Source organism: Okeania sp. SIO2F5 (genome assembly GCF_010692685.1).
Lineage (GTDB): Bacteria > Cyanobacteriota > Cyanobacteriia > Cyanobacteriales > Microcoleaceae > Okeania > Okeania hirsuta.
Genome location: NZ_JAAHGU010000178.1, coordinates 1 through 12,817, shown reverse-complemented (window position 1 = coordinate 12,817; position 12,817 = coordinate 1). Strand labels below are relative to the sequence as shown.

The 12,817-nt window shown below is 35.1% G+C and carries 9 protein-coding genes and 1 pseudogene; 1 reads left to right on the top strand and 9 read right to left on the bottom strand.

Annotation, left to right across the window (positions count from 1 at the left end; all coding sequences use genetic code 11):
- Positions 1 to 99 precede the first annotated feature (99 nt).
- From F6K27_RS34165 to pdhA, 3 genes and pseudogenes are all read right to left on the bottom strand, one after another.
- Positions 100 to 264, bottom strand: a pseudogene (locus F6K27_RS34165) (tripartite tricarboxylate transporter permease); the annotation flags it as partial.
- 418 nt (positions 265 to 682) lie between these two features.
- On the bottom strand, positions 683 to 1,918 hold the full coding sequence (locus tag F6K27_RS29875) for an HhoA/HhoB/HtrA family serine endopeptidase (protein WP_287279550.1): 1,236 nt from the start codon (positions 1,916 to 1,918) through the stop codon (positions 683 to 685).
- 1,538 nt (positions 1,919 to 3,456) lie between these two features.
- Entirely contained in the window at positions 3,457 to 4,488 is a 1,032-nt protein-coding gene (pdhA, locus tag F6K27_RS29870; protein WP_287279549.1) for a pyruvate dehydrogenase (acetyl-transferring) E1 component subunit alpha, read from the bottom strand.
- A 681-nt stretch (positions 4,489 to 5,169) separates the two neighbouring features.
- Between pdhA and F6K27_RS29865 the strand changes: the two genes are divergently transcribed.
- Positions 5,170 to 7,539, top strand: a complete 2,370-nt coding sequence (locus F6K27_RS29865) for an IMS domain-containing protein (protein WP_287279548.1) — start codon at positions 5,170 to 5,172, stop codon at positions 7,537 to 7,539.
- Between the two features lie 1,240 nt (positions 7,540 to 8,779).
- On the opposite strand, the gene F6K27_RS34485 is transcribed toward F6K27_RS29865, so the two are convergent.
- The 6 genes from F6K27_RS34485 to F6K27_RS29850 all read right to left on the bottom strand — a co-directional run bounded on the left by F6K27_RS34485 (position 8,780) and on the right by F6K27_RS29850 (position 11,367).
- Entirely contained in the window at positions 8,780 to 9,100 is a 321-nt protein-coding gene (locus F6K27_RS34485) for a hypothetical protein (RefSeq protein ID WP_375339667.1), read from the bottom strand.
- A gap of 37 nt (positions 9,101 to 9,137) precedes the next feature.
- The gene (locus F6K27_RS34480) at positions 9,138 to 9,293 is read right to left on the bottom strand and encodes a hypothetical protein (protein WP_375339666.1); all 156 of its coding nucleotides are present in this window, start codon (positions 9,291 to 9,293) and stop codon (positions 9,138 to 9,140) included.
- A 194-nt stretch (positions 9,294 to 9,487) separates the two neighbouring features.
- On the bottom strand, positions 9,488 to 9,937 hold the full coding sequence (locus F6K27_RS34475) for an IS1634 family transposase (RefSeq protein WP_375339665.1): 450 nt from the start codon (positions 9,935 to 9,937) through the stop codon (positions 9,488 to 9,490).
- 213 nt (positions 9,938 to 10,150) lie between these two features.
- Positions 10,151 to 10,231 carry a hypothetical protein gene (locus F6K27_RS34470; protein ID WP_353734828.1) on the bottom strand — a complete coding sequence of 27 codons (81 nt, stop codon included), beginning with the start codon at positions 10,229 to 10,231 and terminating at the stop codon, positions 10,151 to 10,153.
- 28 nt (positions 10,232 to 10,259) lie between these two features.
- Complete coding sequence (locus F6K27_RS34465) at positions 10,260 to 10,382, bottom strand: DUF4277 domain-containing protein (protein WP_124146637.1); 123 nt, start codon at positions 10,380 to 10,382, stop codon at positions 10,260 to 10,262.
- Between the two features lie 805 nt (positions 10,383 to 11,187).
- Entirely contained in the window at positions 11,188 to 11,367 is a 180-nt protein-coding gene (locus F6K27_RS29850; RefSeq protein ID WP_192901178.1) for a hypothetical protein, read from the bottom strand.
- Between the last annotated feature and the right edge of the window lie 1,450 nt (positions 11,368 to 12,817).

Sequence of the window (12,817 nt, the reverse complement as noted above, 5' to 3'; positions counted from 1 at the left end):
TAAGAGGGAAGATTTGGGGAGAGATAATACAAAAAATTCAACACTCCTTCAACTGAATTTTCCTCAAAATTAATGCGCGAAAAGACTTGACTACCATAATTATATAGATCTCAAATGGGTTCTATAGAGTAATAATGCACCCAGTAAAATAGCAGTAGTACCACTACCTGGAATTCCTAAAGTCAGTATGGGGACAAAAGCTCCCCCTGCCGCTGCATTATTAGCTGCTTCTGGGGCAGCTAAACCCCGAAAATCTCCTTTACCAAAAGTTTGTTCCTTTCATTTCACAAAAATATTTCTGGTGTCAATTTTCTTTTGGGTGAGTAAAGATTACCAAATAATTAAGTAGAGCAAGCTAAAAAAAAGACATTGCATACTTAATCCAAAAACCCCTAAAGCCATTGAATATAAACTTTTGAGCTAATTTACAATTTGATACATAGCGCCCAAAATTTACCATGTTTTACTTAGTAGATGGATGAGAACTAGCAATTCCTAGAACGGGAGCAAAATGCTCCCACTGCCTTGCCCTATTACAAAAATAATTACAATGGACTACTAACATTAGACATCTAGGAAAATCAATCTCAAACCTTTGCAATTACTAGACTAAAATTTAGTTTCTGGAGATGTCTATTAAAATGTACCACTACCCCGCAACAAAGCCCAAATAACCTCTAAACTATCCTCTTAATCGAGATGGTAAGTTACCAGTACGCAACTGAAAACTTAAGTTCTGACCATTACGATTAACTTCCAATTCTAACAAACTACCCACCGTTTTATTCTGAACAATTTGTTGTACATTTTCAGATTCAGTAATAGTTTGATTGTCAATTCTTTGAATTATATCTCCTGGTTGTAAACCACTTTTATCCGCAGGAGACCCAGGCACAACTTGCATAATTAATACCCCTTGGTCGTTGAATAACCGAATATTTGTATTTAAGTTTCGGTTGAGTTCTTGCCTAAGTTCCGGTGTCAGAGTTTGCATCGCAATACCCAAATAAGCGTGTTCTGCTTTACCCCCCTTAATTAATTGTTGAGCAATTTGTTGAGCATTATTAATAGGAATTGCAAATCCTAAGCCTTGAGCGCCATCAATAATAGCTGTATTAATGCCAACCACCTCACCATTTTGATTAAGTAGAGGGCCACCAGAATTACCAGGATTAATCGCAGCATCTGTCTGAATAAATCCTACTCGCTTATCTGGAACACCCACATCACTACTAGAACGACCCGTGGCACTAATAATACCAACTGTTACAGAATTATCTAGACCTAGAGGGTTGCCAATAGCGATCGCCCATTCTCCAGGTTGCAGGTTATTTGAATCTCCCACAGTTACGCTAGGAAGGTTATTAGCATCAATTTTAATCACAGCTACATCAGTTATAGAGTCTGTGCCCAAAACTCTACCTTGTAAGCGACGGCCATCTTTAAGGACAACTTCCACAGTCGTTGAACCTTCTACAACATGAGCATTAGTGAGGATATTACCATCAGAGCTAATGATAAAACCAGAGCCAGTACCTCGCTCAACTGGTCCAGAACGTGAGGGAGGTTCATAACCATAGAAATCTTCTGGTATTCCTCGACCAAACATATTAGGTCGTTGACTGAATGTTCGAGAAGCATTAATCCTAACTACTGCCGGACCAACTTTTTGGACTGCATCTACAATAAAGTTACCATTGGAAATAGGTGCTCTAACTGGTAACCAATTAGAGTTTTCTGAGTTAGGAATACCATAATTATTAGAAGATGATTGAACGATCTGTGTTGAATTTTCCGAAGAGCTAGTTGTCTGTGGGAATATAATACGTTGGCCCAACAATGCTCCTCCAGCTCCTGCCAGTATTAATAGATAGGTTAAAGGTTGTTGCCAAAATACTTTGTCTGTGGTTCTTTTCATTGTTATTTGTTTATGTTTGTAATTGGTTCGTCTGTTAAGAATGAATAATTAGGGTTTAGCTTCCTGATGAATAATTTTTCTTTAATTTTTACTACAATACCTCTGGGGTTTATTACTTATTTTTTACTGCTGAATGTTTACATGAGATAGCGATATGTTAAATTTAACACTGATCGAAAATGATGTCCGGTTATTTAGAGTTAGTGATTCCACACCTATACTTAAGTTTTTTATACCATTTTCATAAAATATTCCTACATAGACCGAAGAAGTAGTACCGGAGCAGCAGTGCGACCCCCTAAATTTCATTAGTTGATCTACTTGTGGATACCTGAAGACCTCACTAACTCACCTTGTAGCACACCAAGAGAGGGAAAAATAAGTGTATGGAAAAAGAGAAAAAAAGGGTGTTGCTGATTTTTGCTATGATCTTTCTTGAATAGCGATTTTGGTACGGAACGCGCACGGGAATCGCCTAACTATTAACTCAAAATAACTCAAAAGGATTTTAGACTTTGCCCAATTTAATTTTCATAGCTTGATTCAGCAACGCCTATGGAAAAAGATAAGAAAAAGGTTAAATACTTACAATATCTGCGAGGGATTAAATTTTATATTTAAGGCATAAAACACAAATTAAGTTCTAACTACCTTGGGGTAAATAGGGTTATGAAAATGCAACGTTCAACTTTCAATTAGTTAATTTTTATCAAATAATTATCATCAGTACTTGTGCCAAATTTATTTAATATTTGTTAGTAGGGAGTAGAGAGTAGGAAGTAGGGAAGAAAAATATAATTGTATACTTGAGCAATAGATATAAAAATATAAAAATGATTTTGTCTAATTATTTAACCCGGTCATTAAATATACAATTAATTTTCTATGACTACTTACTAAGTTACATATAAATTAATCTACTATTACCTCTCTATTAACCTTTATAGCAATGTGCGCTGGAATATTTACAAATTACAAGAACTGTCTAATAGCTAAAAGCCTTATATTATGGTTTTTTTATTCCCCCAGATGAGCTGTTGCCAGATGAGCTGTTGCCTGCGCACAGCGCTATACTATATTTACTATCCCTAAAAAAAATATCCGGTTGTTTTTACAGAAATCAGTTTCATATTATTTTTGCATACACCTATGATTTATTTAATGGCTGCTTATTAATAAAAAAAATGATGACAATATATAAATTTAACGCTAAAAAAATTTTATTCAAAATTACTTTTGTTATTGACTTCTGAATTATGGAAAAGCTAAATGATTATCAAGTATTCCTATAGAAGCATTAATATTAGTCTATCTAACCCTTTTAATCTCAATAGATAAAATGTCAAAATAACTACTTGTTTACCACTATAAAATTGCTATAAATTTAATTTTAAATCACCAAAAAAAACCCTTTTATCAATCTAAATATTTCGGGTTTCCACATATAAATAAAGTCTTTTTGGCAAAACACATGAGAAACCCGACAACTAAAATTTGACAGTATAGCTGAGGATAAACTAAGTCAATAATTTAGTTAATTAATCTTCAGCAAAAATGTAGCGATAGAGTTCATCTGCTCCTGGTTCTGGACTACCTGTAGCAAACTCAACTGCTTCAGCAATCAATTTTTCAATCTTTTGATCGATTGCTTCCAACTCTGCAACATCCGCCAAATTATTTTCTGTCAGATAAGCTGTAAATTGTTTGATAGGGTCACGAGAAAACCAATATTCTTTTTCTTCCTTATCCCTTAATTCATCAGGGTCAGCCAAAGAATGTCCTCGGAATCGATAAGTTAAAGCCTCAATTAAAGTAGGTCCTTCACCAGCACGAGCTCTCGCAACAGCCTCTTGAGCAGCAGAATGTACTGCCAATACATCCATACCATCAACCTCCACACCTACCATACCAAAGGCATGAGCTTTCTTATAAATCTCAGGTTCAGAAGTAGCCCGTTCGTGAGCCATACCAATTGCCCACTTATTATTCTCCACTACATAAATAATTGGTAGTTTCCACAATGTGGCCATATTGAGACATTCAAAAAATTGGCCGTTATTACAAGCTCCATCTCCGAAGAAACAGGCGGTTACTTGGTCAGCAGTTTCATTCCCCATGCTTTCCCGACGATATTTACTCTGAAAAGCAGCCCCAGTTGCTACAGGAATACCTTCAGCAACAAAAGCATAACCTCCCAATAAATTATGTTCAGCAGAGAACATATGCATCGACCCACCACGACCTTTAGAACAACCTGTAGCTTTACCAAATAATTCAGCCATAACTTCCCGTGCTGGTACACCAGCGCTTAAGGCATGAACATGGTCTCTATAAGTGCTGCAAACAAAATCTTCATCTTGGCGCATAGCTTTAATCACACCAGAAGAAACTGCTTCTTGTCCATTATAAAGATGAACAAAGCCAAACATTTTACCTCGATAATACATTTCAGCACACTTATCTTCAAACAAGCGCCCTAAAACCATATCTTCGTATAGTATTAATCCTTCTTCTTGAGAAATTTTTATACTATTGGTATCAAAAGTAGGTAATGTACGTTCTTGGATCATTTTATCTATCCTAAGTTAGTATTATTAGTAATAAATCTTATATTACAAGTTAAAGGTTTAGTAAAAGGCTCCAATGAATTTATATTTAGTAGTCTATAGGAGAATTGCGTATTACAGCAAACAAATATAACTAGCTTTTTACCGATAAAGTGCCATAAAGTTTGAAATACCCTTTGCTTTAGAGAAGAGATCAAAAATAATATGTTTGTCTTAACAATAGCGCTATATGATATGATTAAGGATTGATAAAACCTAAATATAGGGGTAGGATTTGGCTCCTTAAGTAATTAAGATGCTAGAATTAAAAATGAAGTAGTGAAGATACTATAAAAAACTCATGTATTCTAGCCGAATCCAAACTAAGGGGCGCACTTAAACATTACAATCAAAACTTATGTGAGATTGTGGCTCTGGGGTCTAAGTTTTTGAACTTACATATTATATAGTTTTTCTGTATTACAGATAAAAAAGATGATCGGGAATTGTGAATATTTCTGTTTGAATATTTTCAAAATGGTTATTGTTCCAACTATTCCTCGTGCTTTAGCTAAGAGGTGGTCGAAAAGATTGGTAAAGTGACAAAAATCTTTCTAAATTTAGTTAGCAATATCGGATATTATCGGCTAACATAATAAGCTAATTATAGTAAATTATATTAACTCGCCTTTGAGGAAGTGCACTGTGCGGATTCCATTAGATTATTACCGAATTTTGGGTTTACCAATTCAGGCTACTGTCGAACAGTTACGACAAGCACATCGCGATCGCACTCAGCAGTTTCCGAGAAGAGAGTATTCGGAGGCGACAATAGTTGCCCGCAAACAACTTGTAGACGAAGCTTATGCTATTCTGTCTGACCTAGAACAACGACAAACGTACGATGGCAGTTTTCTGAGTAAAACCTACGGTCCGGAATTAGAACAAGTAAGTCCAAGTTCTGAGATAAATCTTGAAAAAATACAACAAGAAGAAGAAAAAGAAACAAAACTTCAACAAACAGAAGAAATCCTTCCAAAATTAGCTTCTAGGCGTTTAACGAGAGGGATAAGCTCTCACGGTAGAGAAAATCCAGTTACCCATGAGTTTGACCCTAACACTCCCAGTATAGAAATAGAAGATAGACAGTTTGTGGGTGCTCTCTTAATTTTACAGGAATTAGGAGAATATGAGTTGATCTTAAAGCTGACTAGTCCCTACCTAATCAATAATAGTATTGCTGTCAAAGATGGGCGTTTTGGAGATCCAGTATTAGTTCTACCAGATATTGCCCTAACGGTTGCTTTAGCAAATTTAGAATTAGGTAGAGAGCAATGGCAACAAGGACAATATGAAAGTGCGGCAACAGCTTTAGAAGCAGGGCAGGGATTATTGCTAAGAGAAAACCTATTTGTCCAAATTAGAGGAGAGATACAAGCTGACCTCTATAAGCTACGTCCTTATAGAATAATGGAATTAGTCGAACTACCAGAAGAAAAAGCATTAGACCGTCGCCGTGGGTTAGAAATTCTTCAAGATATGTTGAATGAAAGAGGAGGAATTGATGGTCAAGGTAATGATCAATCTGGATTAGGGGTTGAAGATTTTCTGAAGTTTGTTCAGCAGCTACGTCACTATTTAAGCATGGCAGAACAAAAGAAATTATTTGAGTCTGAAGCTCATCGTCCTTCTGCCGTTGGTACATATTTGGCAGTTTATACTTTTTTAGCTCAAGGGTTTGCCCAAAAACAACCAGCCTTAATTCGTAAGGCTAAGTTTATGCTGATGCAATTGGGTAGAAGTCAAGATGTCAATTTAGAGAAAGCTGTATGTTCATTACTTTTAGGACAAACTGAAGAGGCTAATAGATCGTTAGAACTAAGCCAGGAACACGAACCTTTATCCTTTATTAAAGAAAATTCTCAAGAATCTCCAGATTTACTACCAGGTTTGTGTCTCTATGCTGAACATTGGTTGACGGAGGAAGTCTTTCCACATTTCCGCGACTTATCTGACAAGTCAGCTTCTTTGAAAGACTATTTTGCCGATCAGCACGTTCAAGCTTATCTAGAAGCTTTGCCTGCCGAAGCAGAAGCAACTAATCAATGGGTAGTTGTTCAACCCCGTCGTGGTCATGATACAGAAGAGACATTCTATCAAAAAGAAACAGACCAATCTTCAGCCTTAGATTTGGAAAAAAAACGTATCTCTAGTGTGGGTAACGCTGCTACTGCCACTATGGCCTCAACTAGCACAGGAACTTCGAATCAACTAGAAGCTAGTTCTTATCAGTCACCTCAAGAAACATATAAATCATCTTCTATAGATATACAAAAACAAGGAAATTCCTTGAGCTATAGTCGCTATTCAGAGAGAGTTAGAGAAAAGAGTAGAAGTAGTTTACCTCAGTTAAATGAAAATATGTCAGTGGGTAGTAAAGAATTACCCCAATCGATGCTTGAGCAAAGTCCACGGAGAACATCAACCAGAAGAGAACCTGTTAAGATTGGTCGTTTAATATTAATAGCAGTTTTGGGATTATTAGCAATAGGATTGATTGGGTTTGTGGCAATTAAAACTATTAGTTGGTTAGCAAATGCTTTGGGTTTAGGTAGGGAAAAACCCATGGTACAATTGGATAGACCTCCATTGGAAATTCCAGAAATTAATCAGGACAGTCTCACAGCATCAGGTCCAATTACAGAAGAAATCGCACGCATAGCTATTCAAAGTTGGTTAGATACTAAGGCTACAGCTCTAGGTCCTAATCATCAAACTGAGCAATTACAAAATATTCTCGTAGATCCAGCACTTGAACGTTGGTTACCTACAGCTAATGCTCTCAAGCGAGAGAACTCTTATCGAAAGTATGAGCATAGTTTAGACATAAAAAGTTTAAATATGAGTAACACAAATGCCAATCAAGCTCAAGTGGATGCTCAAGTGAGAGAAAAGGTAGAGTTTTATGATAATGACAGATTAAGCAATTCTCAGAATGATAACTTGCTTGTTCGTTACGACTTGGTTCGTCAAGATGGAAAATGGAAAATTCGTAATTGGAATGTACTCCAATAGCTTTTAAGTCTTAACTACTCCCCGGACTCAAGTCACGGAGATTCTAAGTAGATACTACGCAAAGGATAAATCCGTGTTGCTCCGTCTATTCGAGCTCTGACCAAAGATATATTCTTTGGGGAGAATTTCCGCGATGCCTCTACACAGTTGGCTTAAATCTAAACTTAGCTTTCTACTTACATTTGGTGATGATATTTGTAGCCCCATTAGACATTTCCAAAATAGAAAATAAGGTAAAATCATCAAAACCATTTATGTATGGGTTCATTAAAATGAATCCAAATGCTCGAATATATTTATAATCATCCACTCATAAACAAAAAGAATTATTGGTATTACAGCAGAACAGCTAATGAAATTAATAGAAAATGCCCAAATAATAGAATCAGAAAAAAAAGAGGTGATTCCCTACGGGATGCTACGCGATCGCCAAAACAGAAAAAAGATTAATTAAAGCAGGAGGAGTCAGAAAAAAGACCATTACCAGGGAAGAATAAATCATTTTAACGTGATTTTATTTACATCATGTACCAACTTTTCAAACACTAGGAATAAACTTTAAGATAAGTGAATAAGCGTGCTAATAATATTTTTTATGACTGGATAGATATCCTCAGAGAATTACTGCCAGCAAGTTGATTAGAGCAAGTCAAAAAAAAGTTTTAGGTATTGGAATGGGTCTAGGAAATATTAACAGAATTATAATTAATTGTAGACAGTACAGCAACATGGTAGAGAAAGACCAAATGAATATAAAAAACAAGAAAAATATTACTCAGGGAAAAAGAAAAATCATACTTTTAAAAATCAAATAATCACCACACCAAAAGCGAGTGCTTAATTCGCCGTCGCACGGCGAATGTAAGAAGCACTCAAGACAGGAAAAGAAATAGTAGATGTAATAGTAGGAGAAAAAGGTCTATTCATTAATGGATAATTGATAATGGATAATTGATAATTACAAGAAGGTTAAAACCCACATTGCGCACTTCAAAATGTAGTACAAAAATACCGTAAGAAAGCGATGTAGCTGCCACCACCATCCTCCGCCAACGCAATTAATTAAGTATTAATACTGAAAGTCAAGAAAAATTGGCGCGATTAGGATACATTAGAAAAAACAGTTGGCAAATAGCTAATAAAAATCCCTCGAAGCCAAAATTTTATGTAAAATTTGACTCTTGGAAAAAAAGACCTATCTATTAAAAATTTTAAAGTGCGAGAAAAACTAAATTTGCCCTTAAATAAGGAGATAATAATCCTGACAAGATTGGGGAAAAAACTTAAGTAAATGTAATCGTTCATTAGTTAAATTAGATATTTGTTTAACCTCCTGAAGATAGAAGACGTGAACCGATTGAAAACACTGAAATATCCATGGTAGAGTTGGTCTATCTGTGAGGCGACCTAACTGATTTTTAACTCCAGTTTTCATCCTTTTTAAAGTTTGGCGAAGTTCTCTTTGTCCCAAGGTATAAACTAATAAACACACTCTCCAAATTAATCCCAAAGCTTCAATGGGTTTTGGAGATTTAAGAAAGACACTATCAGTTAAAAACATCGGGTATGCATAGGAAACGAAAACCCCGTTATACTGACTACTGATCTTTGTATTTAGAAAGCATTTCTTCCCCAGTTAATTCTTCGTAATTTAAAACATTAGTTGCCAAAATAAATCCTCCGGCACTTCGTTTTTCAAGACTTACTTTTTCTGCACAAATAGCTACTGTAGCTTCTACTTTATAGGTAAGCATTCCGCAGGAAATGCTTACCTTTATAGTCCTGGGAATTAGGAGTTTTAGACTTGTTAACCTTGATGATTTTCAAGTCGGTAAGTTCATGGTATTTAGACACCTTTAAAAGGCGTTAGGCTGCTTTTTTTGCATCCGCAACACAGCCAAATTCCTGAGATTTTAATTCTCGGAGTTTTTTTTGAGAAGCTTCCCCATCATGAGTGAATTCTTTTCTCTAGATTTTTTAAATCTGACTCTCTTCTTTTTTGACTTTCAACTAATAACCATCTTTGTTCTACTGCTGCATAATTTTTTTTTATTTCAACATAATTATATCCCGGTATTTTACTCATAATTAAATCGTTGCTTTCCACAGACTTAACTAAAACAGTAGCTGCTTTTACTGTTAATGGTACTCGAGGAGACCACTTCAATTTATTGACTATTTGTAGATTTTCTTGGGTGTAAAAGGAGCTATATGCTACCATTAAGCTGTCAAATTGCAGTTGTTTTTTAAGCTCTATCATCGCCCCACCAAATTGCTTTTGATCTGATTCATTGCCGTCACAAATATTCATCCATAAAGGCACATCTCCATCATTCGTACAGATTAATTCCATCAGAAATTGTTTTAAATCTGGCCGATGGTAAGAGTGAATACCCATAAGTAATTTTTATGGTTTGATGTTCTCCTGAATTGTTATATTCGACCCGATGATGAAAACTGCTTGAGTCTAAGTGAACTGTTTCTAGATTTAATTGATATTTTTTAATAATTTCTAGTACGATAAAAACAAATATTTGATTTAACCCAATCTCATGGATTTTGTCTAAAACTCAACAATAATTTGTCGTCATTCAAATACTCTACTTTTACTTCAATTCCAGCGTAAATGTTCCACCGCCTTTCCTTCAAAGAAATCCTTGAATATATATAGGGGGGACGATACTAATCCCATACCATTTAAAATCATGGCTTTTACTACATTAAGATGCACTGATTTTCTCCGTCTTTTTCTCTTCTATTAATTCATTAATTTTATCAACTATTCCTATTTCATCAATTATTCCAGCTACTAGCCCCAAGTGGTCTAAATTTTTGATTTCCACGCTCCATTTTTCTTGTTTTTACCTTTTCCAACTTTCGGAGTAATTTTTACATAAAAACTCTCATGCATTGTTCTTGATGTACCTCAGTATTTTTACTAAAAATATTTTTCAATTTTCTGGTGATGCCAGTATTAATACTTAATTAATTGCGTTGGCGGAGCAAGTGCGGCAGCTACATCGCTTTCTTACGGTATTTTTGTACTACATTTTGAAGTGCGGAATCTGGGTTAAAACCGTTACGGAATTGAATATAAGGAAGATTGTCTTTTTTTCCCCCTTAAAAGAGTCGGCTTCAAGGCACGAATTATTTAATTATTAATTATTAATGATTCGGTAAGTGATGTAAATATATTAAGAGAACAACAGCATAATTTTGATAAAAAACAAAAATATCAAGGAGATAAAGCTGATGAAGGAGTAGAGAGAACAACTACACCAAAAAAGAAGCCAATAAAAAAAGAAATGTCACCATAAATCAAAGAAGAAAATCAATAAAAAGCCAAAAATAGAAGATTTGTAGACCATGTAATAAGATTAATTAAAATATTTGGAGTTCCTAGAGAAAGATTGAGATTAAAAGATAATAATTATCAAAAAGTAATCTTGAAAATATGTGGTATTATCCGATTAATAATAGGTTCATTTATATTAGTAAAAATCATAAAAAATTGAGATAAAAATAAGAAATCAAAGTGCAATTATTTAGATTAGTAACACAAAGTATTTCTGATAACCATAAAACCGTACAAGTTAACTATTTTAATGAGTAGCGGTCGCCTCCGGTTAAGCCTACGCTATCGCTCCACTAAAGATAGTTAAGATAGGCGTTTGAGTATTTTTGGAGATGTCTATTACAGTCTGCATTCACAAAACAATTATTACCACTCCTATACAAACGACGCTTTATTCTTTTTCCTGATGGTTTCCAATCATTGGGTTTTTCAGCATAATTAGATAGACAGTCACCATCTAAAAATGAAGCCATACTTGTATAACTCTCTTAGTGTTTCTATAAATATTATTCCATATCCATAGCACAACTGAGCTATTCTTTCTTGACAAGGCAATAAGCTGATAACTGACATCTAAATACCTACATTACATCGGCATTAATTAGGGAACAGCTTTACCTCCTACAAGGCAATAAGCTGATAGCTGACAGCTAAATATTTAGGGCTTGCTGATTAAATATTAAAGCATTAACTGATATTGTTTTTAGCATTTTTTGTTCTAAAAAAGTACCAGCTTTTCGGTGGATACCAACTGCATAAAGCTAGTATTTTGGGATGATTATGGCAGAACAATCTTGCTTGGGAAAATTCTTACTCCTACCTCCTCGCTCATTCCCTGTTCCTCCAGTATAGCTGTCTCCAGTATAGCTGTCTCCTACCCCTACTACTCATACTTTTTGCTGCAAACCCTATTTACATTACATCGGCATTGCTGAGGGACGAATGGAAATATAAGTGGGGTGGGTATCCTGCCAAGGAGTGAAAATATAGCAATGTGCGCTGGCATATTTACACATTATTTTTTGTAAACCTTTTCCAGGCTGTACTGTGAGCTGAACATTGTAAATACCTGAGCGCTCATTGCCATATCAGGAACGGTTCAACAATTAATAAATAATAATTAATAATTAGGGATTACCGATCTAATATCAAAGTACTGAAATATAAAAGTTTTAGCCTTTTTTGAGCGAAAAAAAGTGCCTACTTTTGAGCTTGAGTTACCAAAAATTTGGCGTTGCTTAAATGTAATGATAATTAGACATCTCCACCACGCATAAGGAGTAGGCAGTAGGCAGCTTTGCTGTAGGGGTAAAAAATTGATAATTTCTTTGGGATATAGATATTGATTTTTTATTCTTGGAGATGTCTATTAGCTGAAGGTAAAATTGAAAAACTTATGTTTTGCGTTGATACTTAATCTAAAAATCATTACCACTCAGCAACGCCAAAAATTTAACACAAAAGACAGACAAGCACAGAACAGATACAGATACAATTATTCCTCCCAAATTTCCCACTCTCCCCACACTCTGCTTTTGTAAATATCAGGAACGGGAACGGGCAAGATACCCATTCCACTTCCACAAAACTATTAATATCATGTGCGGATAATTAGTGATAAAAAACTTTCTCCTTCTTCTCCTGTTGTTCTTCTTCCTTCTTCTGTCTTCCCTCCTGAGGACTGAGAACTGAGGACTGAGGACTGACTCCTCCGTCGTTATTTATTTATAACTGTTCAACCGGACATCATATATAGCAATGAGCGCTGGCATCTTTACATGTTACATAGATATTTGCAATGTAATATAAAAGTAACTGTATGAGCTGTATTTTTCATAAATTAGGCGATCGCTAAACCTTAAAGTTTTAAGGATGTCTGTAATGGTATTGATAATTTACAGTTTATAGCTTGAAATTGTTTAC